Annotated in this window: 26 protein-coding genes; 16 read left to right on the top strand and 10 right to left on the bottom strand. The window is 59.6% G+C overall.

Going from position 1 to position 25,984, the window contains the following annotated elements:
* Positions 1-14 precede the first annotated feature (14 nt).
* The 4 genes from K4G53_RS05910 (at position 15) to K4G53_RS05895 (ending at position 2,984) form a co-directional block, all read left to right on the top strand.
* Complete coding sequence (locus K4G53_RS05910; protein ID WP_221384557.1) at positions 15-1,040, top strand: ATP-dependent 6-phosphofructokinase; 1,026 nt, start codon at positions 15-17, stop codon at positions 1,038-1,040.
* Positions 1,041-1,109: 69 nt separating this feature from the next.
* Positions 1,110-1,382, top strand: a complete 273-nt coding sequence (locus K4G53_RS05905) for a hypothetical protein (RefSeq protein ID WP_221384556.1) — start codon at positions 1,110-1,112, stop codon at positions 1,380-1,382.
* A gap of 498 nt (positions 1,383-1,880) precedes the next feature.
* On the top strand, positions 1,881-2,273 hold the full coding sequence (locus tag K4G53_RS05900) for a hypothetical protein (RefSeq protein ID WP_221384555.1): 393 nt from the start codon (positions 1,881-1,883) through the stop codon (positions 2,271-2,273).
* A gap of 3 nt (positions 2,274-2,276) precedes the next feature.
* Complete coding sequence (locus tag K4G53_RS05895; protein WP_221384554.1) at positions 2,277-2,984, top strand: RES domain-containing protein; 708 nt, start codon at positions 2,277-2,279, stop codon at positions 2,982-2,984.
* A gap of 142 nt (positions 2,985-3,126) precedes the next feature.
* Here the strand turns inward: K4G53_RS05895 and hemC are convergent, their stop codons facing one another.
* The 7 genes from hemC to K4G53_RS05860 form a co-directional block, all read right to left on the bottom strand.
* Complete coding sequence (gene hemC, locus K4G53_RS05890; RefSeq protein ID WP_260323285.1) at positions 3,127-4,071, bottom strand: hydroxymethylbilane synthase; 945 nt, start codon at positions 4,069-4,071, stop codon at positions 3,127-3,129.
* Positions 4,072-4,078: 7 nt separating this feature from the next.
* Positions 4,079-4,804 carry a GntR family transcriptional regulator gene (locus tag K4G53_RS05885; protein ID WP_260323283.1) on the bottom strand — a complete coding sequence of 242 codons (726 nt, stop codon included), beginning with the start codon at positions 4,802-4,804 and terminating at the stop codon, positions 4,079-4,081.
* Between the two features lie 242 nt (positions 4,805-5,046).
* Positions 5,047-5,427 carry a RidA family protein gene (locus tag K4G53_RS05880; protein ID WP_221384552.1) on the bottom strand — a complete coding sequence of 127 codons (381 nt, stop codon included), beginning with the start codon at positions 5,425-5,427 and terminating at the stop codon, positions 5,047-5,049.
* On the bottom strand, positions 5,420-6,457 hold the full coding sequence (locus K4G53_RS05875; RefSeq protein WP_221384551.1) for an asparaginase: 1,038 nt from the start codon (positions 6,455-6,457) through the stop codon (positions 5,420-5,422). The genes K4G53_RS05880 and K4G53_RS05875 overlap by 8 nt, the downstream gene beginning before the upstream one ends.
* A gap of 26 nt (positions 6,458-6,483) precedes the next feature.
* Positions 6,484-7,674, bottom strand: coding sequence for a Xaa-Pro peptidase family protein (locus K4G53_RS05870; RefSeq protein WP_221384550.1), 1,191 nt, complete (start codon positions 7,672-7,674; stop codon positions 6,484-6,486).
* A gap of 62 nt (positions 7,675-7,736) precedes the next feature.
* Complete coding sequence (locus K4G53_RS05865) at positions 7,737-8,987, bottom strand: FAD-binding oxidoreductase (RefSeq protein WP_221384549.1); 1,251 nt, start codon at positions 8,985-8,987, stop codon at positions 7,737-7,739.
* 44 nt (positions 8,988-9,031) lie between these two features.
* Positions 9,032-9,811, bottom strand: a complete 780-nt coding sequence (locus K4G53_RS05860) for a hypothetical protein (protein WP_221384548.1) — start codon at positions 9,809-9,811, stop codon at positions 9,032-9,034.
* A gap of 622 nt (positions 9,812-10,433) precedes the next feature.
* Here K4G53_RS05860 and K4G53_RS05855 point away from each other — a divergent pair.
* From K4G53_RS05855 to K4G53_RS05835, 5 genes are all read left to right on the top strand, one after another.
* Positions 10,434-11,768 (top strand): MFS transporter, encoded by a 1,335-nt coding sequence (locus K4G53_RS05855; RefSeq protein WP_221384547.1) that lies wholly within the window; start codon positions 10,434-10,436, stop codon positions 11,766-11,768.
* 408 nt (positions 11,769-12,176) lie between these two features.
* Positions 12,177-13,865: a thiamine pyrophosphate-dependent enzyme gene (locus tag K4G53_RS05850; RefSeq protein ID WP_221384546.1), complete on the top strand. Its 1,689-nt coding sequence runs from the start codon at positions 12,177-12,179 to the stop codon at positions 13,863-13,865.
* An 87-nt stretch (positions 13,866-13,952) separates the two neighbouring features.
* Positions 13,953-15,440, top strand: coding sequence for an NAD-dependent succinate-semialdehyde dehydrogenase (locus K4G53_RS05845; RefSeq protein ID WP_221384545.1), 1,488 nt, complete (start codon positions 13,953-13,955; stop codon positions 15,438-15,440).
* A 155-nt stretch (positions 15,441-15,595) separates the two neighbouring features.
* Positions 15,596-15,799 (top strand): hypothetical protein, encoded by a 204-nt coding sequence (locus tag K4G53_RS05840; protein WP_221384544.1) that lies wholly within the window; start codon positions 15,596-15,598, stop codon positions 15,797-15,799.
* An 82-nt stretch (positions 15,800-15,881) separates the two neighbouring features.
* Positions 15,882-16,133, top strand: a complete 252-nt coding sequence (locus K4G53_RS05835; RefSeq protein WP_221384543.1) for a hypothetical protein — start codon at positions 15,882-15,884, stop codon at positions 16,131-16,133.
* 368 nt (positions 16,134-16,501) lie between these two features.
* Here K4G53_RS05835 and K4G53_RS05830 read toward each other — a convergent pair whose 3' ends face one another.
* Both K4G53_RS05830 and K4G53_RS21250 read right to left on the bottom strand, forming a co-directional pair.
* Positions 16,502-16,825, bottom strand: a complete 324-nt coding sequence (locus K4G53_RS05830) for a hypothetical protein (protein WP_221384542.1) — start codon at positions 16,823-16,825, stop codon at positions 16,502-16,504.
* Positions 16,826-17,444: 619 nt separating this feature from the next.
* Positions 17,445-17,927, bottom strand: coding sequence for a hypothetical protein (locus tag K4G53_RS21250; RefSeq protein ID WP_260323280.1), 483 nt, complete (start codon positions 17,925-17,927; stop codon positions 17,445-17,447).
* 703 nt (positions 17,928-18,630) lie between these two features.
* Between K4G53_RS21250 and K4G53_RS05820 the strand changes: the two genes are divergently transcribed.
* The 3 genes from K4G53_RS05820 to K4G53_RS05810 all read left to right on the top strand — a co-directional run bounded on the left by K4G53_RS05820 (position 18,631) and on the right by K4G53_RS05810 (position 20,712).
* Positions 18,631-19,215 carry a hypothetical protein gene (locus tag K4G53_RS05820; protein WP_221384541.1) on the top strand — a complete coding sequence of 195 codons (585 nt, stop codon included), beginning with the start codon at positions 18,631-18,633 and terminating at the stop codon, positions 19,213-19,215.
* Between the two features lie 313 nt (positions 19,216-19,528).
* A complete protein-coding gene (locus K4G53_RS05815; RefSeq protein ID WP_221384540.1) occupies positions 19,529-20,182 on the top strand; it encodes a hypothetical protein in 654 nt (217 codons plus the stop codon).
* Positions 20,176-20,712, top strand: coding sequence for a hypothetical protein (locus K4G53_RS05810; RefSeq protein ID WP_221384539.1), 537 nt, complete (start codon positions 20,176-20,178; stop codon positions 20,710-20,712). The genes K4G53_RS05815 and K4G53_RS05810 overlap by 7 nt, the downstream gene beginning before the upstream one ends.
* 92 nt (positions 20,713-20,804) lie before the next feature.
* Here K4G53_RS05810 and K4G53_RS05805 read toward each other — a convergent pair whose 3' ends face one another.
* A complete protein-coding gene (locus K4G53_RS05805; protein WP_221384802.1) occupies positions 20,805-21,017 on the bottom strand; it encodes a hypothetical protein in 213 nt (70 codons plus the stop codon).
* A 941-nt stretch (positions 21,018-21,958) separates the two neighbouring features.
* On the opposite strand from K4G53_RS05805, the gene K4G53_RS05800 reads away from it, so the two are divergent.
* From K4G53_RS05800 to K4G53_RS05785, 4 genes are all read left to right on the top strand, one after another.
* Positions 21,959-22,909, top strand: a complete 951-nt coding sequence (locus K4G53_RS05800; RefSeq protein ID WP_221384538.1) for a hypothetical protein — start codon at positions 21,959-21,961, stop codon at positions 22,907-22,909.
* A gap of 54 nt (positions 22,910-22,963) precedes the next feature.
* A complete protein-coding gene (locus K4G53_RS05795) occupies positions 22,964-23,248 on the top strand; it encodes a hypothetical protein (RefSeq protein WP_221384537.1) in 285 nt (94 codons plus the stop codon).
* Positions 23,249-23,798: 550 nt separating this feature from the next.
* A complete protein-coding gene (locus K4G53_RS05790) occupies positions 23,799-24,032 on the top strand; it encodes an Lsr2 family protein (protein WP_221384536.1) in 234 nt (77 codons plus the stop codon).
* A gap of 1,191 nt (positions 24,033-25,223) precedes the next feature.
* Positions 25,224-25,877, top strand: coding sequence for a hypothetical protein (locus K4G53_RS05785; protein WP_221384535.1), 654 nt, complete (start codon positions 25,224-25,226; stop codon positions 25,875-25,877).
* The last annotated feature ends 107 nt before the right edge of the window (positions 25,878-25,984 follow it).

Here is a 25,984-nt window from a genome sequence, read left to right as displayed (position 1 = left end):
TCTAGGAATTACGCATGAAAATTGGAATCTTCACCAGCGGTGGCGACTGCCCCGGATTGAACGCGGTCATCCGCGGCGCCGTGCTGAAAGGCATCGCCATCCACGGCCACGAGTTCGTCGGCTTCCTCGACGGATGGCGCGGCGTGGTGGAGGGCGACATCATCGACATCCCCCGCACCATGGTCCGCGGCATCGCCAAGCAGGGCGGCACCATCCTGGGCACCTCGCGCACCAACCCGTTCGACAACGGCGGCGGCCCCGAGGTCATCAAGGCCCACATGGACCGCCTGGGCATCGACGCGATGATCGCGATCGGCGGTGAAGGTACCCTGGCCGCGGCCAAGCGCCTCACTGACGTCGGCCTGAAAATCGTCGGTGTTCCGAAGACCGTGGATAACGACCTCGACGCCACTGACTACACCTTTGGTTTCGACACCGCCGTGCAGATCGCTACCGAGGCCATCGACCGGCTGCGGACCACCGGCGAGTCCCACCACCGGTGCATGATCGCCGAAGTGATGGGCCGCCACGTGGGCTGGATCGCGCTGCACGCCGGAATGGCCGCCGGCGCCCACGCCATCCTCATCCCCGAACAAAAAGTCAGCATCAACCAGATCACCCAATGGGTAAAGGAAGCCCACCACCGTGGCCGCGCACCCCTGGTGGTCGTCGCAGAAGGCTTCATTCCCGAACATATGGACGGGGCTTATTCCGAGCGTGGCCTGGACACCTTCGGCCGTCCCCACCTGGGCGGCATCGCCGAGCAGCTCGCACCTGAGCTGGAAGCCCGGACTGGCATTGAAACCCGCGCCACCATCCTGGGCCATATCCAGCGCGGCGGCGTCCCCTCCGCCTTCGACCGGGTTCTGGCCACCCGCCTCGGGATGGCGGCCATCGACTCCGTCGTTGAAGGCTACTGGGGCACCATGGTGGCCCTAAAGGGAACGGACATCCAGCACGTCAACTTCCATGAAGCTCTGGGTCAGCTCAAGACCGTCCCGCAGAAGCGTTACGACGAAGCGGCCGTCCTGTTCGGCTAACACTCAAAAGACAAACACTATTCGCGAACGCTATGCTCCCCGTCACAAAGCTGCTCAGCGTCTGCTGCAATGAAGCTCGAGGACGACATGCAAACAAGCACGACGCCGAATCAAGACCAAACAAACACCCCCTCTTTCGCACCGTGGCAGCCTGTTGACGACTGGACTGTGCTGACCAACCAGGACGTCGAAGTTCACACTCACGGCAGCGTGACCGACCGCGGGCGGGTCGAAGCTGTCATGGCCGACGGATCTCTACTGTGGCTGATGCAGGACGGAGCCCACAGCCGGCGCGTTGTAGAACAACAACCAGGAACGTACATTCGCCGTATCTGGAACTGACAGCGATCGTGTCGGGGGGAAACTAGATCTGAGCACTCAAGCTTCGACGACCAGCGGCTCCCACCCATGGCGTCCGGATGGTGTAGCTCCGAGGCCGTCTCGTCATTGAAGAGCACACCCCAACTTGACGTCGGGGTGCGCTGGCAAGGGAAGACTCGCCCCGTCTGTGGCGCTCCGGTCTGGTTCTCGGGCACCCTGCCAGGCATCAAGAGGTGAATCGTCGGCCTTTTCGCCAGGCGAGTTCCATCCTGCCCCCATTCTTGGGACTATTTCGATGATTCTCGGACCAGTGCACCTCAGTTTCCGGCCCCTCTGACTGTCAGTGTTGGATCTAAGAACATCATGAGCCACCGTCAATAAAACGAAATCTCGTACTATCCTGACGCCACCACTCGAAGCGGCGGAAGGACCAGCTCTCCATTTTCTGCGTTCCAACCTGTGATTCGAGGTGTGATTGGACCGTTGAAACATACTGCTGTTCCATGACACCATGAAAGCATGACAGCCGTTGCAGGAGCCCGTGGAGGGCTGAAAGCGCACCAGGATTCCATTCGGCTTTCCGAGCCTGAACTGGTCCGGGACCTGCGGGACATCCTGGGGGCGAAGCTCGTTGCCTATATCGGCTCGGTCAAGGAAACCCGAGCCGTGCGTCAGTGGGCCGACGGTGAGCGGAAACCGTCAGCCGAGGTCATGACCCGGCTGCGTCATGCCTACCACGTCGCAGCTCTGCTGGCTGAGCGGGACTCCCGCTCCGTGGTTCAAGCGTGGTTCCAGGGAATGAACCCCCAACTGGACGACGTGCCGCCAGCGCGACTACTGCGCGACGGGCAAGTCGATGACGCAGCACAGGCGGTCCTTGCCGCTGCCAGGGCATTCGCGGCAGCAGGCTGACGGGTGGTAGACGATCGACAACTGGCAACAACCACTGCTGACACCCGGGTATGGCGCATTGGTTTCCGCCCGGATCCTTGGGCGTGGAGTGGCTGGGAGTGGGCAACCGATGGCAGGTTCCCCGGCCGCTGGGATGACCTGCACGGAAACTTCCGGACCGTCTACGCCGGCTCCAGCCTGAGGGCATGCCTGCTCGAGGTGCTCGCCGCCTTCCGCCGTGACGCGAGGCTGGCAACGGAGTTGGACGAGATCGTCGAGGATGACGAAGATGCGGTGCTGCACCCGACACTGGTATCCGGGCAGGTGCCCCGGGAATGGCTTGACGCCCGTGCAGCGACATCAGCCGAACTTACCGGTACCTACTGCGCCGTGACGGACTCCCGGTCCATCGCTGTCCTCCATCCGCAGTTCATCGGGCTGGCTCTCGGCCTTGGACTTTTAGATCTGGACGCCGCAGCCCTAAAAGATGCCCGGCCGCGCCGGTTGACCCAGGCAATCGCCGCTTGGATCTACGAGACAACAGAACTCGACGGGGTTACCTTCGCGTCCCGCCATGGCGACGACCTGAGGCTCTGGGCAATCTTCGAACGGCCGGGCGACCCTTACATCAGCCCGAAGCTAACGCACGCCAAGCCCGCGGAACTGCACCACGACAGCGATGCGATCAAGAACGCCTTCCGGATGCTCGGCCTGACTTGGAGGAATGAATAGTCCGCTCCCCCGCCGCTCCTCGCCGCCCTAGCTTGACGGAATATCCGTTATCGGCTCTTTGCAAGGAGCAAGGGAGCAACGAGGTCGGGGCGCGCCGATGATGCTCTTCCGTTGCACATTTCAGTTCAAATTGGCTGAACACTCAGGGGTGGTCAATTAGAAGCTTTGCACCCAGAGCCAGCAGATCGTTCCCTACTTTGGTGCCAAGGGCGGGAGCTTGATCAGGTTGAGCGGACGACTGGCTTTCAATTGATGTTGCGCCGTCGCTTGAGAACACGCGCCCGGTCAATTTGAGCTGGCCGTCAGGTGTGGTGTGGCAGAATCCTGCGATTGGAGAGTTGCAGTGTCCTTGAAGGCCGAAAAGCATTGCTCGTTCTGCCTCGACTTCCCGGCGTGTTTGTGGGTGATCGAGTTTTGCCAGTAGTTCCTGGAGCGGGTCATCGCGCCGGCATTGAACGACGAGTGCACCCGCGCCCACAGGAGGAAGTACTTCGTCGGTACTGAAGTAGCTCGAAGTCCTGTCAAGGATGCCTAGTCGGTGTAGTCCAGCAGCCGCCACAATGATCGCGTCAGGGCTTTCAGCATCGTCGCTGGCAAGGCGTTGTAGCCGGGTTCCAAGGGTGCCCCGTAGAGGTGAGATGTCCAGGTCAGTACGTATGCCTAGAAGTTGAGCGCGGCGGCGGACAGATGAGGTTCCGATCCGCGCGTTGGGCGGTAGGTCGTTCAACGATGGCCCGAGCTTTGACGTTGTTACTAAGACGTCTCGAACATCATCCCGCTTGAGGAAAGCTGCGGACATTAGTGTTTCAGGAAGCATCTCGTCGCCCGGGATGTCTTTGACGCAATGAACCGCTACGTCTACGTGGTTATCCATCAGCATCTGGTCGATCTGGCGGGTGAAGAGCCCTTTTCCTCCGATGGTGGAAAGGTCCCCGAGCCAAAGGTCTGCCGTCGTCTTCACGGGAGTGAAAGTCACCGTCAAACTGGGGTCAAGGCTGAGGATTTGCGAGCGGACGAGCTCGGCCTGAGCCATCGCCATCGGAGAGCTACGCGTCCCAATAACTACTTGGCCTGGTTGTCGGGTCATGCCGGTGTTATCCCGCCTCGGCTATCGATTCCCGTTCATGCTCGGAAGCATCGGAGGGAATGAGACGTTTTTCAAGGCGTTGGAGGGCACTGGCAAGTGATTGGTCAATGAGCTCGGAAGCTGCGTCAGCGTCCCTGCTTTTCGCGGCGTCGACAATGGCTTGTTGTGAGGTCCAGAGAGATGAATCATCGTTGGCGATAGCTTCTGCTGCGCCCATCACCTTGTAGGGCCGGCATTGCAGCCACAAGGTATCTATGACGTTCGTGAGAACGGGGTTACCGCCAGCGTTGTACAGTGTGCGATGAATTACTTCGTCCTCATCCAGTGCGTCCGAGACCCTTTCCTCAGCGACTGCCAGGAGCATCCGGTCGCAGGCTGCCTGCATCTTTACGAGATCCTGGTCGGTAACCCTTGCGGCGCCTCGCTGCGCGGCCTGCACTTCCAGTAAAGTGCGGACCTGGTAGATGTGGATTAGTTCGCTTACGCTGAATTTTCGGACCACTGCCCCTTTATGCGGGATGCGCGTGGCCAGTCCGGCTTCCTCCAGGCGGCGGATCGCTTCCCGGACCGGCATGACACTGGTTCCCACCATGGCCGCGACATCGCGAACCCGTAGAGGGAAGCCGCCGGCCAGGTCTCCGGTGAGGATCCTGCTGCGCAGGACGTCGAAGACTTGGTCTGCCACCAAAGTGGGGGTGACGATGAGATCCGCTTGGGCCATGGTCTGCTCCATCCGCTATATCCAGGAGTGAACGCTGGCGGTGTAAGAGGTTACCCGCTAGCAGTATGCGCAACGTCTGCGATTTGGGTCTGCCAAATCACCCTACCGCTCTCCGTCTAGACGGCTAATGATATCCAAGCGACGGTTTGATCACAAATCACGTTTGCCGTGGAAGAACCCCTTTCGGACCGATCTTCCGGCCCGCCGAAAGGGGTATCTGGATCCAACCTGGGCGATCTTTTTTCGTTCTTCCGTTAACCAGCTGCAGGAGCGACGGCGACTGCTTCAAGTTCGATGCGTTTCGTACCTCTGAACCTGCTGACTTCGACGGTAGTTCGTGTCGGCAGGCCGGCGTGTGTGAGCTTGTCGGTGTAGATCCTGTTGTACTCGGCGAAGTCGTCCAGTGATGCCAGATACACCGTGACCTTCAAGAGGTCGCCCAGCCCCGCTCCTGCGAGCTTGAGAGTCTGTTCGAGGTTTTCCAAGGTCTGCTTGACCTGGTCACCGAAGGCTTCCGGGGTTGTTCCGTCTGCCGAGGTGGGGATCTGGCCGCTGGTAAAGATGAGGCCGCCGCCGATTGCCACGTCAGCGTATGGTTGGCTGTTTTCGCTGTTGTGGTTGACAAGGTTACGCATAGTTTGACTCCGGGTTCAGGTGATGGGCGGGACGCGAGAGATATCTTCCATGTGCTGCAAAAGCGTCCGCAATCTCGGTGTGGGTCGCGCCGCTGCGGATCAGGAGCGTGAGGAGGATACGGGCCTTGAGGCCTGGAAGTGAGCCTGCTGGTATGAGGCCGTGGTTGATGAGGTCGACTTCTGCCCCTGGTGAGCTGTAGGTGCTTTGGAGTACGGAGCCCGATCCGGTTCGAGAGGCGTAAACAACAGGAATCGATTGTGCTGCTTTTGCCAGGGCTTCGGAGAAGCCGCCACTGACGTGACCGCCACCCATCCCATCAACTACGAGCCCCTTGTAGCCCAGGGACAGGATGGAGTCGACAATCGTCGGGGTGTCATCCATGACGGCGGTGATGAAGGCAACGTTTCCGGCGCCTGTGGCATCGTGGATCGGTGCTTGCCGAGAATGGATTGGTTTTAGGGCGAAGACGGGGCGGTTTTCGGCGATCCAACCGATTGGTCCAACCCCAGGGGACTGGAACGCAGCCGAGTTCGACGTATGGCTTTTACGGACCCATTGGGCTGCATGAATTTCATCATTCATCACCACGACGGTGCCAATGTCCCGCAGTTCCGGGCTGACAGCCACCTGCAGGGCTGCTTGGAGGTTTGCCGGACCGTCTGATTTGGACTGGCTGGGGTTGTGGAGGGCGCCGGTGATGACGATGGGATGTTTGATGCCGAGGAGGAGGTCCAGGGCGAAGGCTGACTCGTCAATGGTGTCGGTGCCTTGTGTGAGTACGACCCCTTGTGAGCCGGCGTCGAATTGTTTACGGACTTCGGCCGCTAGGTCCACGAGTTCAGCAAAGGTGATTTCCGACGAGTCCCGTGTGCTCCAGGTAAAGGGCTGGATGTCCACATCGGAAGCCGTTCCGAGGGAGAGGACAAGGTCCGCGGCTCCCAGCGTTGGGACGACTCCGTCGCCGGCGATTGCCGGTGTGCATGAGATTGTCCCGCCCAGGGATATGACGGTAACGGTGGGTTTTTTCATGGTTCGGTCTCTTTCCTCCGCGCTGTTTAGGGGCAGGAGAACGTTTCGCGGGCTGTGGAGGTAAGCACTTCGTGCCCTGACTCCGTTACGACGACTGTTTCGCTGAGCGCGGCGCCGCCGGCGCCGAGAAGCATGTGGAACACCATGCCGGGTGCGAGGACATAGTCGGATTGCGCGTCGATATCGAGGCTGAAATCTCCGGAGGTCGGATGGAATTGAAGACCGAGCCCGTACCCGACCCGTCGGTCGTATCGTTCTTCGAGGCCGGCGTTGAGGATCGGAAGGCGGCAGGCGCTGGCGATCTCGGAGGCGTGAACTCCCGGGCCCATCCGGCTGATCGCATCGTCCTGGGCTGTCCGGAGAATGTCGGTTGCGCGTAGAACGGAGCTGCTTACTGGGCCGACGACGGCGGAGCGCATCAGTTTTGCCCAGTATTGCTTGTAGATTCCGCCCAGTTCGAGCCGGACGTTGTCGCCTGCGGCAAGAATGCGGTCGGTCTGCTGTCCGTGCAGCTGTTCGGTCCTCCAGCCTGAACAGATGGTGCCGCCCATCCCGCCCATGAAACCGTCGTGCCCGGAGCGTGCCTGGGCGGCCGCAATTTCGGCAGCGATTTCGAGCTCCGAGACGCCTTCGTGGACGGCCCTCAGGCCAGCGTCCACGGCTGCGGTCACAATGCGGCCGGCGGTACGAAGGTAGTCCATTTCGCGGGCTGATTTGATCTGACGCAGTTCTTCGACGATCTGCAGGGAGCGTGTGAAGCGGACGCGGGGAAGCGCCGCGCGGATGCTCTCGAAGCGTCCCAGCGAAAGGTAATGCGAGTCGTATTCGACGCCGATGACGGCTTCAGCGCCGACTGTCTCTTCGACCGCTTCCTTCAGGAACAAAATGGGGTCTTGCCCATCTAAGTACAGGTGCCTGTCCTCCACCCATGACAGTTCTTCTGCCACGGGGTTCTCCAGCCCCCGCATGACCAGGTGCGGGTCGCCCTGCTGGGGTACGAGGAGGGCGTGGTAGGCGAAGAATCCGTCGTGCCATACTCCGCTCAGCCAGGCAAGATTTTCGGGTTGATGGATGAGTAGCGCATCGAGTCCCGCCTGTACCATCCGGTCCTGAACCTTGTGGAGACGCTCGCGGTACTCCTCAATCGTGAAGTGCGGCTGATGGGGAATGAGCGGTGTCGTTTTCAGGTCTTGCTCAACGTTGAGATCGGTTTTCATTGGTGTTCCTTTCATCCCTGTTGCCAGGCAAGATTTCTAAGTCTTAAGTGTTGGGCTTCGGTTCAGACGAGGCGGAGCTGAGGCCTGTCCAGAGCGCAGGCACGGATGTGCGCCGGGATGGGTTCGTTGCCCACGATGCCGGCAATCGCATCACCGGTGACTGGCCCCAACGTCATACCGAGGGTGCCGTGCCCGGTCGCGACCAGGAGTCCGGGCTTGTCAGGGACTGCGCCGATGTAGGGGACGCTGTCCGGTGTGCACGGACGCAAGCCGCTCCACACTTGGGTAGCGGTGGGCTGCAAATTAGCCAGGGCCGGGAAGTAGTGGGATGCGTGCCGGAGCACGCTCTTCATCCGGCCCAAGGAGGAAGAACTGGTGTGGCCGGCGAAGTCGAACGTCCCCGAAAATCTTGTGCCGGTCTCAAAGGGTGTGCATGCCACCCTGACATCGGCGAGCTTGACCGGGCGGTTCAGTACGGGACCGTCTGTGACAGTTATGCTGCAGCCCCGTCCTGGTTCAAGGGCAAGTTTGACTCCGGTCGTTCGAAGAATGCGGGCGGAGGCAGCACCTGCCGCTACGACAACCTGATCAGCCTTCTGGGTACCGTTTTCGGTTTCGATGGACCATCCGCCCGTCGTCCTTTCCAGCTTGCGGACTGCGCAGTTTTCCAGGATTTTGGCGCCCGCGGCACGCAGCCAGCTAACCAGGCCGGCCGTGAATGATTCGGGCCGCACGCTCTTTTCATCGACCAGGTGCACGCCGCCCACCATTCCAGGGGCGAGATCAGGCTCCATGGTGCTGAGGGTTTCCGGTGTGATGTTGACGGCCCGGCCCGCGTACCCGGCCTGCTGGATCTGTGCATGTGAGGCGAGGAATCCCTCCATGCTTGCCTGGGTGCGGAAGGGCAAAAGCAAGCCGTCGTTGTGGACTTCGACTTTGACGTCCAGAAGCAGCTTGTCGAAAAGCTCGATGGTCTGGTCGTTAAGGGAAACCAGGGCTTGACGTGCGGCTGCGGAGTTCGCCTGTGAACTGTTCCGGTAGAAGAGGGCTACCCACTTGAGGAAGTCGATGCTGGGGAGTGTCTGGAATCTTATGGCGCTGTCGGGGTGGAGCATCGCCTTGATGGCGTCGCTCATTGCACCGGGAGCGTTGAAAGGCTGGGAGAGCGCGGGGACCATCCAGCCGGCGTTTCCCTCGGAGGCTCCTGCGCCGCAGGTTCCGCTGTCGATTACCGTGACTTCATGCCCTGCCTTGCTCAGGCTGTAGGCAGAACACAGGCCGATGATGCCGCCTCCGATGACGGTGATGTTCATGTTTTCGTTCCTGTCTTAGAGGGTCAGCTATGTGGGCGGGAGACTTAGAAGTCCCGGAGCAGGGTGCCGTAGCCTTCGACGCTGTCGGTGACGCCGGCTGTGCGGAGGCAGTCCCACATCATGGCCTGGTTGCTGGTAATGACTGGCTTGTTGAGCCGTGCCTCCAAAGTGTCGATGATTTCCACCGAGCGCAGCGCTCCGCAGCTGATAAACACCGCGTCGCTGTCTTCGCGATCTACAGAGGCAGCGAAGTCTGCCAAGTAGGCAGGTGTTACCCGGGCCATGTCCTCATCATTTTCGATGTTGAGCCCTTCAATGTTGAGGACCTCGAATCCCCGCTCCTCGAGATACTCACGCTCGATGACATTCACTTCATCCAGATAAGGGGTTGCGATCGTGATGCGCTTGGCGTTGATGGCGCGCAAAGCATTGATGACTCCCGTGATAAGAGACGTGGGCTTTGCATCCGGGGCGCCGCGACGCAACTGGGCGAACACGTTGTCCTCACCGATGACTACGCTTCCCGACGTACAGGCGTAGCAAGCCACGTCCAGCGTGACATCAGGGAGGATCGTGGCGGCAGCATCACCAATACCGGATTCCATGGCAAGCAATGTCTCAACGCTGACCCGGTTGGCCATGGGTGCCCGAGCGAAGTGCACTCCAACCCCCGGGGGTGCCAGACGAAACATATCGCTTTCAATCGTTTGCTCCATAGCCAGAAGAACAAAACCGATACGGGCTTTGGCATGCCGGCCCTCATCAAACTCGATGACTCGGTCCTGTGAAGACACTGCAGGGTGGGTGATGGAAGGTTGGTTCATGATGTCCTCTCGGAGATCCCTGCTTCAGGGCAATGACGCGAATAGTTGAAAGACCTTGGGTAAAGGTGATGCCCCTGCCAAGCGACAGCGACAGACAGCAGGAGAAAAGATTTCCGGCTGTGCCCCGCCACCGACGGCAGGCGGGCGGACCTGGTGACCGACTCAGTATGTGATTAGTGATCACATATGTCAAGGACGGGACCTTGAGCCGAGAAGGGTCCATAGGCACCGCCTCCGGCGCTCACATCACTTGGGGGTCCTTGGCCCTTGGAAAGCCCCTGTAACAAGACTTTTACATTGAAAATGCCGCCAGCTCTTGACGGCTGCAGGTGCGGTGGGCCACACTCGGATCAATGATTTGTGATCACACCCACAAGTGATGACAAAAGGTTTGCTTCGGTTCTGGACTCACGTACCCCGGGAGTTCCGTCTCGCAAGTTGTATTCCTGCACAGGCTGAAGAGCCTCTGCCTACGGCAAATTGGCAGTCGTTGCCGCACATGACAACCGGGAAACCTTCCGGCAATATCTTTTCAACATCCTCAAATCAAGGTGGCTTCCCGTTCCTCGTTCGAGCCCGCTTCGCCGCTTGACCTTGATTTCCTGCAGAAAGAACACGAGTGATGCTCTCAAGTACACCTCAAACAACTGCCCCGGCGCAGGCTGCGGCAAAGAAGCCGCTCTTTGCAGCCTCGGTGGGCACCTTCATTGAATACTTCGATTACGCCTCGTACTCGTACCTGGCAACCACTATCGCCGTCGTCTTCTTTCCCCCAGGCAACCCCGCGGTTGCGCTCGTGCAGACCTTCGCTCTGTTCGCTCTCTCCTTCGCGATGCGTCCCATCGGCGCCCTGTTCTGGGGGCACTACGGAGACAAAATCGGCCGGAAACGCACCCTTGCCATCACCATCATCGGGATTGGTATTGCAACCACGTGCATCGGCCTGCTGCCCGGCTACGCCACCATCGGCTTCTGGGCACCTGTGCTCCTTGTGATCCTGCGGCTTTTCCAGAGCTTCTGCACAGCCGGAGAATATTCCGGTGCCGCCGTCATGCTCGCCGAATACGCGCCGGCCGATAAGCGGGCACGCTACATCAGCGCCGTACCCATCGGATGCGCTATCGGATTCCTTGCAGCATCAACGGTGGCAACCTTCCTCAACGGGCAGTTTGGGCCAGACGCCATGGCTGAATGGGGCTGGCGTATCCCGTTCCTCCTCGCGGCACCCATGACGCTGATCGGCATTTACCTCCGAACCCGCATCCATGAAACCCCTGTCTTCCTAAAAGCCCAGGAAAAGGGAGAGCTCACGAAACTGCCCGGTCTCGTAGTTTTTCGCAAACACTGGAAGCCACTCCTTCGCACCCTGGCGGTCATGGGAATCAACGCCACAGGCTACTATCTCGTCCTCGGCTACATGCAGACCTACCTCGAAGTCGAAGTAGGCCTCTCCGCCTTCGAAGCCAGCAGCATCATGACAACCTCACTGCTGATCTACCTCCCCTTCCTGTACGCCGGCGCGTACCTCGCCGACCGGTTCGGCCGCAAGACCGTCCTCATGGCCAGCGCACTGATCTTCCTGACCTTGAGCTACCCAATCTTCCTGCTCCTGGGAACCGGCGGCGGATTCGCCGCAGCAATGGCCCTGCAGATCCTGCTGGTGGCGACGTTCTCCCTCAACGACTCCACTTTCGCCACCTACTTCACCGAAGCTTTCCCGGCCAACGTCCGCTTCAGCGGCTTCGCAATCCCGTTCAACTTTGGTGTAGCTCTTTTCGGTGGCACGGGCCCCCTCATTGCGGCTTGGCTGATTGCCGAAACCGGCAACAACACCATGCCAGCGTTCGTAATGATGGCCGTTGCGCTGATGGGCGTCATCGCACTGTTCTTCACCAAAGAAACCAAACCGACCAAAGCTGAAGCGGCCGCAATGAACGCCGCTGCCGCCAAGGTCTGATCGCCCTAACAAACGTTGGCGGGAGCAGCTTGGTACCCCAGGTACTACGCTGCTCCCGCCACCGCAACGTGCAGCGCCCGGCCGCGCTTCAGCCAGATGAGAAGCGTGGCCCAGAGCAATGGCACAGGCAGGCAATTTTCTTGCACAGTCACGCGCCGGCTGACCAGCAGCACTCCCGAGAGCCACGGGCGGTAGTCGAATCCGTAGAGCCTAGGCGCCCTGAATCCCTGCGGAAACCTGGCACCGGATCAGCCGTGCAAGCCTCCACAAGTCCCCCGAAAAACGTACACAAGGAATCAAAATGAAGTTATCCGGCAACGCAGATTGTCAGCCCGTTAGCAACGTTCCACGGACGGGCCGCAATGAGGATGCTGCAACCGGAAACCTGAAGTCACTGGCAGGCCGACGATGACCCAGACAGACCTAGCATCGTCACAGCCGGCCCCCCTTTTCGAAGGAGCCGCCGCATTCAAGTCCGCCGGGCATGTAATCGTAGACACGCTCGTCGCGCATGGGATTAAGCGGGCGCACGTCGTCCCAGGGGAAAGCTTTCTGGACGTCCTGGACGGGCTCCACGACTCCCCCATTGAAACGATCGTCTGCCGCCATGAGGGTGGTGCCACCTACATGGCCGAAGCCGACGGCAAGATGAACCAGACGCCCGGCATCGCAATGGTAACCCGCGGCCCCGGGGCAGCAAACGCCCACGTCGGGCTGCACACCGCATGGCAGGACTCAACCCCTATGGTCCTCTTCGTAGGACTGATCCCCTTCGCACACCGGGACCGCGAAGCATTCCAGGAATTCGACATCAAAGCCTGGTTCGACACCGGTGCCAAGCGCGTGATGGTCCTGGACCACGCCGAACGTGCCTCCGAAATCGTCGCCGAAGCCCTGTTTGCGGCCATGAACGGTCGTCCCGGCCCCGTCGTCATCGGCCTGCCCGAGGACGTCATCCGCCAGCAGATTCCCTCCGAGCTCCATCCCCCGATCCCCGTGGCGACTGGTGGCATGACCACAGTGGATTCCGATGCCCTGGCCACCGCATTGGCCAACTCTAATAAGCCGCTCTTCGTCACCGGCGGGAACGACTGGACCCAGGAAGGCGCTGACCAGTTCACAGCATGGCTGGAAAAGCACCACATCCCTGCTGCCGCCGAATGGCGGACCCAGGGTACCGTGCCCTTCGACTCCCCCTCCTACGTCGGCCCTATCGGGTATGGACGCCCCCGTCCCACCTATGACCTGCTCGAAGAAACGGACCTGCTGATCTTTGTCGGCACCGTCCCGGGCGATGTCATCACCGACGGGTTCCTGTGCCGCCAGGACTGGTCCAAGAAAAACTTCCTCGTCACCATCGACCCGTCCCTCCGCGGCAGGTCAGGGCCGGTGTCCTACCAAATCGTCGCCAAACCCGACGTGTTCATCCGCGATCTCGCCAAGATCGAGCTCCCCGTCAAAGCCGAATGGAAAGCTTGGACGGCACGGATGCGCGGCGAACAGGAAACCTTTGCCGCCCTCCCCCTTGCGACGCCGACGAACGGTCCTGCCCGGATGGACACCCTGATGGCGAACCTTGTGCCGACCCTCCCCGCGGACGCCATGATCACCCTTGGAGCCGGGGAACACACCAACTGGGCACACCGCTACTTCCCCACACAGAAGTACGCGTCCATGATCAGCGCCCGCAACGGCTCCATGGGCTACTCCGTGCCCTCCGCCATTGCAGCGTCCCTGGAATACCCCGGCCGGCGCATCGTCACCATCGCCGGGGACGGTGAGTTCCTCATGAACGGCCAGGAACTGGCCACCGCAGCCCAGTACGGCGCCACGCCCCTGGTCATCGTGATGGACAACCAGGAATACGGCACCATCCGCACCCACCAGGAACGCCACTACCCCGACCGGGTCTCCGGAACGCAGCTGAAGAACCCGGAGTTCGCGCTCATGGCCCAAGCCTTCGGCGGCTTCGGCGTAAAAGTCGAGCGGGACGCCGACGTCCCTGTCGCCGTCGCGGCGGCGCTCAGAGCCATCGACGAAGACCATGTCTTCGCACTTATCCACCTCGTAGTCGAGCAGCGAGTCAAGGCCTACTAAGCCAGCCGCGGCAGAATTTGATCCGCCGCACAGCACCACAACTTCCGCATCCACGCACGGCCAACCTGCTCAATGAACGGAAAAACCATGCCTGTTTCTGTCCCCGCACTTACCGAACTCGAACTGCTCGATTCTGTCCCAAAGGGCCTCCTGATTGGCGGGCGGTGGCGGGACGCGTCTGACGGCGGCACGTTCGACGTCCACGACCCCGCCACCGGTGAAGTGCTTGCCACCCTCGCCTCAGCCACGAGCGAGGACGCCGTCGCCGCGCTGGACGCCGCCGATGCTGTGCAGGCATCCTGGGCCCGGACAGCCCCTCGGGCGCGCGCGGAGATCCTCCGCCGTGCCTTTGACCTGGTCACCGAACGTGCCGAGGATTTTGCTCTGCTGATGACCCTGGAGATGGGCAAGCCCCTGGCCGAGGCCCGTGGCGAGGTCACGTACGGGGCGGAGTTCCTGCGCTGGTTCTCCGAGGAAACCGTCCGGGATTACGGCCGCTACCTCACCACGCCTGAGGGCAAGAACAAGATCCTTGTGCAGCACAAACCGGTCGGGCCGTGCCTGCTGATCACGCCGTGGAACTTCCCGCTCGCGATGGCCACCCGAAAAGTCGCACCCGCCGTTGCGGCAGGCTGCACAATGGTCCTCAAGCCCGCGAAGCTGACTCCGTTGACGGCGCAGTATTTCGCGCAGACCATGCTCGACGCCGGCCTGCCCCCCGGTGTCCTCAACGTCGTGTCCTCAGCATCGGCGTCCGGGATTTCCGGTCCGCTACTCAAGGACTCGCGGCTGCGGAAGATCTCGTTCACCGGCTCCACTTCAGTGGGCAAACGCCTGATGGCCGACGCCGCGCAGAACGTGCTGCGGACCTCGATGGAGCTCGGTGGGAACGCCCCGTTCATCGTGTTTGAAGACGCCGATCTGGACAAGGCCGTTGAAGGGGCGATGGCGGCGAAGATGCGGAACATGGGTGAGGCCTGCACTGCCGCCAACCGTTTCCTCGTCCATGAGTCCGTCGCGCAGGAGTTCACGGCCAAGTTCGCAACCGCGATGGGCGCGCTCACCACCGGCCGCGGCACCGACCCGGAAACCAAGGTCGGCCCGCTGATTGATGGCGGGGCCCGGGACGACGTGCACGCTTTGGTGAGCGCCGCCGTCGACGCCGGAGCCACGGCCGTCACCGGCGGGGCGCCCGTCGATGGTCCGGGCTACTTTTACCAGCCCACCGTCCTTGGCAACGTCCCCAACGACGCCGCGATCCTGGGCCAGGAAATCTTCGGCCCCGTCGCCCCCGTCACCACCTTCAGCACCGAAGAACAAGCCATCAAACTCGCCAACGCCTCCGAATACGGCCTCGCCTCGTACCTCTACAGCCGCGACTTCAACCGGCTCCTGCGGGTGGCAGAGCAGATCGAATTCGGCATGGTCGGATTCAACGCCGGCGTCATCTCCAACGCCGCAGCACCCTTTGGCGGCGTCAAGCAGTCGGGCCTCGGACGAGAAGGCGGAACAGAAGGCATCGCCGAATACACCGCCACCCAATACATCGGCATCGCAGACCCTTACACGAAGTAGGAGATTGCCCTTCCTGCGTAGGCAGGACGAACAGACCACCAGGGCCTCCCATCCTCGCAACCGGGAGGCCCTGGTTCCAAAGGCCAAGCGCGAACTTAGGCGCCCGTGACTTCCAGATCCGTAAGCCCTCATTTTTATGGACTAAGGGGAACATCATGTCGACAGCCATCTCCGGAACCATCGTCAAGGTCGAGGATCCTGGATCCAGGGACCAACAACTTGAGCGGACCTGTGCACTGCTCCGGAAGCAAGCAACCGACTGTGGCATTCTCGTTACCAGGATCGACCACTTCACTTTCGAGATAGCGCTCAGCCCGAGCGTCGCGTTCGGCTTCACCCATGAACTTGATCTGCTCTGAGTTTCCAGCAGATATCTGAGCCCCATGGATGCCCGGTAAGGCAAAGGTGCGTGATGACCGGCAAACCACGAAAGGACGGAACGTGTCAGAGCCACGAGAATACGACCTTGCGAAAGACAAGCGTTGCGAGGAGGAAGCGAAACACCCCATTTCGATATGGACGAGCCTCGCCCCCGGCGACGTTGTGGCATTTCAAGGGACTGACACTCAGGACTATGTCGGAACCGTCGAAACCAAGACAAGTGACGGCCTGATTATCTGGATAAGGGACGAGCTCAACGGGAGAAAGCTGTTCCACTTCCGGGAATGTCAATCCGTTCGTGTGCTCAAATGACGATGGCTCCACGAAGGGTGCTTGCCAGCAGGGTCGTCCTATTCAGCACACCCCAACCCGACGTCCAACGGTCTGACCAGGGAGGATTTAGCCTCTCAGCGGTGCTGCGACCGGGCCTCAGACATCCGCTTGGCCACATGCGCCACAGGGCCACCATCGCGCCCGCCAGACCTCGCCAGCTTCATTTTTCTCGTAAGTATTTCGGCCGCTTGGGCTTCCTCACTTCTCTGTGAGTGTCAGGGTGAGATTTGAGAGCATCATGAGTCATCGTCAACAAAACGAAACTTCCCTCTATTCTGACGCCAGGGTGCCGTCCCCCGGCCGCCGTGAGTCGACGGATCTAGGGTAGACCGGAGAACTGTTCGACTTCAGAGGCTAATCTCGATCAACAGCGGACCTTGACCGGCCCGGCGAATGACCGTCAACATTTGGAGCCGGATTAGCCATTCATCATGGACCGCTTCGTCCAGGATTGGTGCCCGGGGAAGAAGCTTCCAGAGCTCCAGGAACTGAACGATGCTCATGGCAATGACAGCTTCCGTTTCAGCTTCTTCGTTATGGAGATAGGGGCGGTCAGGAAAGACACTCGAAATGATGCCGCGTACCAAGGCGCCAGGAGCCCCGTGGGCCTGCTCGGACCATGTGGAGAATAAGGTCCTGTAGTTGATTAACCGGAGTTCGCTTGAAGACATTGCGCATAGTTCCCGGATGGTTTTCCCGCTCCACGACTGAGCCCATTTCTCTTTTCCGGTTTTGTCGAGCCCCTTGAATTGGGCGTAGTTGGGATTGTCCAGAGCGGACTTCGCTGTACGAGTTGGGCCAAAGGTATGTGCCGTCCGCGGCCCTCCGCTATCTCCAGCTCAGCAAGACGGGCCCGCGCCTCCTGGAGAGAACCGAACTGGACGAATCTGATGGCGGCCAGTTCCCGATCCTGAAACGTATTCAGATACTCCATGTTGACTAGCAGTTCAAAGAGCTGCCGAACTGGAGCGTTGGCGGTCTCCCAGTGGCCAGCTGTCACCAGCACGTGAACTGCGTGAAGGATCGAGATAGCCCGCTCAAATACGGCGCGATCGAATCTTCCCAATTTTGATGGAGGATTGTGTTGCAAGCTTGCCGTTCTTGCGCAATCGATAATTTCACTCTGCAACTGAAGGAGCTTTTCAGAAGCACTCATCGAATGCCTGGCAACTCTGTTGACCCCGCTTGGCGTCTTGGAGTGCTTCTTCTTACGTCGCGCCACTAGGCACCCCTCCTTAGTACCTGCAGTGCTACGGCCGGAATTTGTCCGCACCGGACTCCCTCAGCACCCTACGTTCTTGCCAGCTGCTGCTCCAATACCGCAATGGCAGCCGGTAGTGCGTCCTCGTCGAAGCCTTCTGTTCTGAGTTCGAAACGGTGCAAGAAGTGGTTCTCTCCTCCGGCTGTTTTTCCGTCGCGGTGACGGTTTACTTCTTCGACGTTGAGCAAGCCGAAAAGCTCCAAGGTTTTGCGGGCACGGGAGTAAGGGTCCCGGCCGATGCCGTAGTGAAGGAGCCTGGTTTCGCCCGGGACGCTGACGGAAGGCCCGGGGAGGCTACCTTTGCGGCAAGCAACCATAAGGAGCAGGGCAATTTCTGAGTCTTCCAGCAAGTGAACCCAGGAATTCAGAATGAACCCCGAGGGCAAGGTGGTGACAGGGTCCTTTCGCCCGGGGACTTTGTAGAGCAGCTGCTCACCATCTGCTCCATTCTCATCCAGGAGTTCGTAGTTCTCGTAAGAGCCTCGCTTGCCTGTCGACTTTGGAAACCGCATGAGACCTGCCGTTTCCAGCGCTTTAAAGCTCTCTCTGACGGACTTCGCTCTTTTGTCTTTGGCTTCCAGTACCGATTCCCCGCTGCCGGCTCTGATGGCGTTGGTTGCGACGAGATCAGTCCATCCCGGTCGTCCCGTGCTTCCTGCAACGGGTAGCCACTCCGGATGCCCGCCGACCGATTTCGTCAGTTGGGCAATAGCCAGAGCAGTCAGATAGAGCCGCAGAGTGGAACCGCGGCTTGATGAGATGCGAGTGCAAGGCGGACGGAGCTCGCGGGGCGGGACACGCCGGTCCGAAAACTCTCCAGCAGGAGCTTCTTCCCGGAATGTGAATCCGTCACGAACACGAAACCCTAGCCGCTGTAACGATCCTTTTCCTTGTAGTGCTCGGGTCGTCTTTGCCGCACGCTCAACGGAGTGCCCGTAGTTACCGGTGAGTCTGCAGAGTCTCGCCTCGTACCCCTGTCGGTCCTTGGGCGTGGGGATGCGGGAGAAGTCCAGACTGATGGTTCCGATTTTTAGCGCCTTTCTACGCTTAAGGCTGAACGTCTTAAGCCGCAAGTAAGCACTTCTGACATCTCTTTATGGCGTCTATCTGACTGGCGGCTTTAGCCGTCCAATCAGTGTAGTGGATACGGGACGTGAAGGCCCATACAGTTCTACGTGTCCCCATTCGTTGCCCTATTCAGATATGCACCCGCTTATGCCTTCAGAACTTTGCGCCTACCTCGATGAGTCCTCCGTCCTGCGCTCGGCAGATTCGCAGGAGTACCTTGTGTGCGCTGCTGTCATTCCTGATGATTCCGCTGAGGAACTCCGCGGTCAGTTGCTGTCCTTGCGCCTCAAGGGACAGATCAAGCTTCACTGGACTGACGAGAGTGAGACTCGCCGCAGAAAGATCGTTGCGGCCGTGAGTGAACTGACGCCAATGACGGCAGTTGTCACGCATATAAGCCAAAGGCAAAACAAGACCGAACGCTTCCGACGGAAGTGCCTTGAAACGCTCTACTACGAGCTGGCTTCGATGGGGGTACGGAATGTTGTGTGCGAGGCGCGGACGTCGGCTCAGAATCAAAAGGATGTCGCGCACATCGTGGCGCTTAGAGGTCAGAAGGTGGTCGATCGCGAATTCACCATCAGCCACTGCCGCGGTGGCGACGACCCACTGCTTTGGATCCCGGACATCTTCCTCGGGGCGATCAACGCAAAGCACCAGGGGGAAGATTCTTACTACGAGACACTCAGAGACCTTTTGATACTCGAGCGCAGAACCCCGGAATCGGATTAAACGCGAAAGGCCCTAGATCCAGTCGTCCGGCTGGGGTTCAAGGGCCTTCTTCCCGATCCATCGCAATGGTGGGCAGTTATTACGATAACGGAGATGTAATCCATCAGGCAAGGTGGACCCCTCTGCTTGATGCATTGCGTCGACTAACGCGGGGCAAGCCGGCTGATCGACAGATGCAAAAGATGTCATCGCCAGCCCGTGCCCTAAGGGAGATCCCCCCGTCCAAGGTATGACAAGGCGTCCGCCGAGCCACTGCTATCCCAAATGTCAGTGTCTTGCCCTACCCTTTGGAAAACTCTCGAAAGGGGCTGCAGTGGCATCACTAGAGGATGAGGTCCTCAAACATCAGTACATCTACGTTCCGTGGGTGGAAGACAAGCCCGTTTACCAGCACAGCCCTCAATTGGCGCTGTACCTTAAAATGAGGCATCAGGCCCGGCTGACGGTCGTATCTCCCCAGAAGTCGAATATTCCGGACGTCCTCAAGAAGGAGCCGTCCGTTACGGAGCGCAGCGGCAGCGTAGTGGATGGTGGAGTGGTCTTCGCCTATTGCCCTACATACACAGTGATGAGCAAGGTTGCTCGTCTGGAAAAAAGCATCGTCATAGTCGTCGAGTGGCCAACGGAGTCGTATGAAGGGTGGGCCCGGCTTGTTGGTGCGTTCAACGTGGTGACGGGAACTGTGATGTCAACCAGCCTTACCAATGCTGGACGCAAGGAACTCGAGGGCATTCTGTTCGAGGGCTATAAGGGCTGGCACGACAACATCGCCGAACGGATGACCATCAGCCATCTTCGGAAGCTCTCAGCGCTCGGTGAGTACGAGCGGGACGTGGTCCTTGCTTATGTTCGTCGGCAGAAGAGCGAGGACAGCGTGAAACGCTTCACCAAGATCCTTGATCTTTTCGACCAGGAGGAAAAGCTGAACGCAGGCTCTCCGACGAAGGGTGGGAACGCCGTATGTTAACTGTCCTGGCTAACCCGGCGGTAGCCAACGTGGTTCAGATTTTCCTAGCGGTCGTGACCGTCGGCGGTCTGTGGGTTGCTCTGCTCAATGGCAAAAAAGACCGGGCAACCGCAATGTCGCTGGCAGCGGCTGACCGCCGCGCTGCTGATGAGCGTGCGGAAAGTGACCGCCGTGAAGCCAATGCTGCCGTCGAGGATGAGCGGATATTTCTTCGTGAGCAGGCTCAGCTTCAGATGCAGCTCGATCACGCGTTGAAGATTGTCCAGACCGCTGAAAACTACCCACGAGGTGACTTCAACACGATAAAGCACTGGGGCCTATCGATCAGGGCGTCGGTAATCGTCCTCGGCAAGGACTTGGTCCCCCAGGCATGGTCAGTTTTCATTGACCGTGAGAACCGGTGGGAAGACATGCAGGATGAGGTGCTGCAGGAGGTCAACGATTTGGCCATCCAAACAGCCCGCACCCTTAACTGCCCTTCGTGCTACCACGTCCACCGCAACACATTAGGTGGTCGCCGAACTGGCTAGGAGTGGAGTCCGGCCTAAGGCCGCAGCGATTAGAGGACCGCTGCTTCCTGCCGCTCTGCTGCCCGGAAACAGCGCAAGGTAGCTGGAGCAGGTCAAGGGCAACCCGGGCGCGACCGCGAAAATCGATTTTTGGAAGCCGCGCGTATCTGCAGATTCACCAGCAAAATCTTCATGCAATCGAGACGTGTTGCATCAATCGTCGTTTGGCAGTTGTCGCTGATCAGTCCCATTCCGGCGTATTCGCGTACGGCTGCGATGCCCTCAACTGCGTCGGCCTTGGTGTCGAAGGGCTTGGACACAGCCATGACGTCAGTGATGCAGAGTTACTTCAGGTAATAGAGGCGCGTAAGGCGTGGTCGCGTGTCGATGGCGGACAAACCAGCCTCCTCTGCTAGCTGCGCAAGAATTTTCCGTCCAGGCACGCGCACGTCCACGTGGTCACCATTTCGGATCGCAGCCGGCAGGAAGACTGCCCTGCCTTCGTTCCTCATCGCCGTCACGTAAGGCTGCCAAGCTGGAGCTAGCTCTGCCGGCAGGTAACCAATCCGTTGGCCCTCGAAGTCAAGGGCAACAGCTGAAACGTCCCAGGGATTTCGCGGTTCCGGGATCATTTCGAGCTCCAAAGGAGAGCTGTCCTTCATCAAGGACCATGGCGGAGTGTGAAATGGGACTCCACTCACAGACCTACTCCTCGCGCCCTTGCAGCGGAGTACGCGGCGCTCCCGGTACACATGAAGCTCGTTCGGCCGCTCGTAAAAGCCGTCGTCCCACATCTGTCTCTTGATTCCCGTTCTGCCTGAAAGGCCGTCTCGGCGATTTGCGGTTGCCCCCGTAATGTTTCCGAATGTATTGGGCAATGCGCAATCAGGAAGTCGGATCTCGAGGCTTGGAACTGGTCGGCCAGGGTTGTCCCCTCCCACACCAGTCAGGAGGCTGACGTGTTTGTGGAGCAGATCGACTACCTTGGGACCCTAGGTTTGCGTTTTTGGAGCGCCCTTTCCGCCGCGGCCAGAGAGTGGCCATTGGCTTCGAGAGTGCTTTCCATAGTTCTGCCTTTTCCCTGGAGTCCAGGGTCATGCTGTCCTGCGCCCCCTGATGGCGCGCCACCGGAGCAGGTGGCTGGTGGAGTGTTCTAGGATCTATCGGCTGACAGTGGCTTGCCGTTATCCATCAGCTCACGCCACGCGAACTGCTCCCGAATAGTCCACGGTCTGTCACTGCCTGTAGGGTCCTATAGGCTCGCCAAATGACCTTCCTCGCAGACGAACAGTTCCACTCGGAGTACCAAGGAATCGTGGGTCAGTGCGGCCATTTGGTTGGAGAAGCGAGTGAGCTCTTCGAAGAGTATTTTAACAGCCAAGGTCAGCAGAAGTGCTCCGCGCCGGCGTGCGGGGCCCCCTTGAACCTATGGTCGGCCGTCAGGGGCTGCTTCCTATCTGCCGGCGCCGCTTTCCAGCTGCTGGCGCCCTTCGGAGGCCGAACGCTGATTAAGGCCATCCGGATCCAGCCTGGTCGCTTTTACAACGTGAACCTTGATGAATTGGGCGTAGCACCTGATGACATCGTCCGAGGCGTCAATCTCACTGGCGTCGTCAAGGAGATCGGTCCGACGGTGCTCCCAGCCCTCATGCTCGGAAACCAACTCAAGTTACCTGTGCATCTTCCTCATCGGCTCACCCTTTTCGGCGTCGATAAGAATGGAGAAGCCCCCGTCACTGATGAGGGCCTGTTCCAGATGCACGTCCAATTTGTCCCCAAGCAAGAGTCCGCGCACCGTCAATTGCTTTTAGACGGAGCCATTGCCCTGGGCGAGGGGGACTTGCGTCGCGGCGTCATCGACGCGCATACGGCGGCAGACATAGCCCTTGACGCGTTTGCCACGCAGACACTCCAACAGATGACGCCCTTCGGGGAGCCCCGGCTCGGCTTTTTGGAGAAAGTGGGTGTCCTAATGCTCACCCGTGCGGGCGCCGGTCATCCTCCGGTACCAGGATATCTACTCGACACGCTCCAGGTGCTGAACCGACAACGGAACCAGTCAGTGCATCCTTCCCGCAGCAAGAAACCGCTCACATCGGAGGTGGCAGCAGATTGTCTTGCAGCTTCCATCTTTCTCGTCCACTTAGTTGACGCCTCCGGTGATGGGACACTTGCACGTCCGGGAACGACACCCTCTAGACGCTCCTCCGTCACATAGGCACGGTCCCCATTCTGACGGTAATCTTCGACTAATCATCTGATTGGGGGAACCATGCAGCTCAAACCTGCCGCCGGGCTCTTCGTTGGCGGCGTCACCATGTGCATTTGCGGACCGATCCTCGGAACCGGGGCCGGGTTTTTCGCAAACATGGCACTCTTCAGGGGTGACCAGCAGATGGCCATGGTGTTCTGGATCGTGGCCGCCCTCGGGGTACTGCTCGCGCTGATCGGATTCTTCGTGCTCGTCGCCGCCGCTCACCGCGCCCTGATAAAGATCGACGCGCTTCCAACGGGCGCCACAGCACAGCACCGACAGCACTGGCCTTCTGACCGCTAGGCACAGCGGGCGGACTTGAGGTCAGCTCGCAAGCTATAAGTGTGTATTCGACAGGATCACGGTGCGAGCACAGGGGGTCCGTTCCTCGATACTGAGATCTGACAGGCCCGATGCGATGGCCACGAGTAGAGATTGGAATGCGTGAGCGCACCAACGTCCCAGAATCTGGGACGCGCAACTCGGGCGACTAACTCTGCGTGTTAGCTTTACAAAATCTTCATTATCGGCCTTTTTAGCGCCGAGGGAGGGGCCGAAAATGGAGCGCTGACCCTCCCGCCAGCCAGGTTGGGCCAGACCGGCAACCCTGATGCCGCCCAAGTTACCGCCGGCCCCCGAATACCCGCGCGTCCTGGTTAAGCAAGCGATGCTGTGGGAAGTCAGGCTTGTGCCATGCGGTGCAGAAAGCGGCAATGGCTTGAACGAGGGACCAGGTCCTAATGCAGCGAAGACCCGGGCAACAACGTGCCGCAACTAGCGAAAACCACTCCTGACCTGCGGAATCAATGAGACGACGGAAGGTTTCGGTCTGCATCGCTGATAAGGTCTGCCAGTGGTAACCAGAATAATAAGCATCCTTGAAGACGACCTGGATGGCAGTGAGGCAGCAGAAACCGTTAGGTTCAGCCTCGATGGCCGCTCCTATGAAATCGACCTCAACAGTGCGCACGCCCGTCAGTTTCGCGCAAGCCTCCTGCGCTATATTCGGGCGGGCCGGAAGGTAAGTTCCAAGGGCCGACGACCACTGATCACCGGAGGCCGGATAAGGCAGGGTCTTCAGGAATAAGAGGAAAGCATTTCCCGCAGGTTTTCCCTGAGGTGGGTCTGATCACGATCGTCCTGCAACCTGGCGTGCACGAACCATTGCCTGGCGTGACACCTCTGCCAGCTGCGTTCGGTCAGCTGTCCGGTAAAGATCGTGTGCCCACTCAAACTCCTCAGCGGCGTCACGATATCTGGCCTCGTCAAAGAGCCGACGACCAATTTGGTGCCGTACCAGGGCTTCGCGGGAGACCGTGCTGGCCAGACGCAAGGCTTCCTCATGCAGCTTCGCGGCTTTATGCCACCTGTACTGCCGCTGATAAGCATGTGCGAGAACGAGAAGGGGCCTGAACCTGTCACGGCAGTGAGCGAGCAGCAGCCTTCCTTCCGCAACGGCTTCCTGTTCGCGTCCAAGTATTGAGAGGAGCCAAACACGCTCAAGTTCCGGGCAGCCGTCGAGTCGGCTCTCGGCCCTGGAATGGTCAAGGACAACATCACGAAGGGTCGCAGGATCTACTCGCCAGATCTCCGCTTCCTCACCCAATAAGCCACACACCCCATTTCAAAGAAAGCAACCAGAAAGCCCCCGGCACATGTCAGCCCAGCGTTGTCGTCGACCGCTACAGATCGAGAAGAAGTAACTGGCCTGGGCCGCCACGAATCAGCGTTGTTGGCCGATGCACCCTGAAGGGTATCAGGGAGCGAACGGCCAGACATGAGTGGCAGTTGGATGGCCGAAAGAAGATTTTGGTCCATGGACACGTCTGATTGAATCCTCGAAGTACTAGGGGGTGCTGTCTAATGGGGTCAAGATCGATAACTAAATGCTCGCCCTGTCTCCACGTGAGTGTGGTCAAAGCATTGGACTCGCGGAAGTAGGCCAAGTGCGTACCATCCTTGAATACGATATAAGCACGTCGGATAACTCTGATCCTGCACTTGTGGCGCTTGCCTTGCTGAATGACTCCGGGTGGGTCGTCGAGGACCTTGGACTGTCAGGGCGACAACTGGCAGAAATGGCAGTAAGTATCATCGCTCGTGCTGAGAGGGAGAGCCGCGAGCTTCCTCTTAGCCCAGATAGCCAACTCATCCACAATGAAATTGATCGTTGCTTCGCTTCTGAGGTAAGCAGTAGCGCTGACCCGCCGCTGTGCTGCAGTCCAGGTTTGATGTAGGGACACACGAACGCCTCTGCCTCGAACAGGCACTGCTCATCTTGACTCAGATAGACCGTAATAAGCGGCGGGAGTTGTTCAAACAGGACATGACGGTAGTGGTCGGTCCGCGGTTCACGGTATACGGGATCATCTTCAAGGCAGCCTCAAACGGCCGCTCAACTCATTTTGACGCTCGCCTGCGATCGAACGACATCGACCGCCTTCAAGAGGCAACTGCGTCTTTCGTGTCCGCGATGCTGCCAGGTAAGCGGGCCGGTGCGACCCGTAGGTTTTATAGTTCCGGGGCCGCGATTGGGCGTGAAAGACGGGCTGCGGCTGTAATTGACACCGATTTTCGAGGCCCGGAAATTCGTTCAGTCGTCAACGAGCCCCTGTTCGAAGGCGAGGTTATCCCGATCAAGAGCCGCGCCTCTTTGGTGCGGCACGCTATTACCGATGGCTCCAGCCGCATACTGGCTGTTCTAAGCGTTCTCTTTATTGGGATTTCATTGATTCTCTTTATGTTCTTCCCGCATGACAGCTGGTGGAACTGGTCCGAGCAGCTCACGGGACGTCTCGCCACCGGCGCCTTCGGCGCTCTTTTGGTGGACAGCGCTATAGATTACGCGGCTTTGCGCAAATCTGTGATGAGCGGAACGGGCCCAATAGTGCACGGGGCATTGATCCGATGGAAACGAAGCCGTCAGCACTAGATTAGAGGATCGGGCGGGGCCCTTTCAGGAAAGCGTGCCCCGCCCCGGCACTTTGGGCGAGACTTGCTGCTCACCGCGACCTGCCGGGGGCATCCGTGGATTCTGCG

Source organism: Arthrobacter sp. MAHUQ-56, assembly GCF_019710585.1.
Lineage (GTDB): Bacteria > Actinomycetota > Actinomycetes > Actinomycetales > Micrococcaceae > Arthrobacter.
The sequence above is the reverse complement of the archived record's forward strand: the minus strand, read 5'-3'. Positions and strand labels throughout refer to the sequence as shown.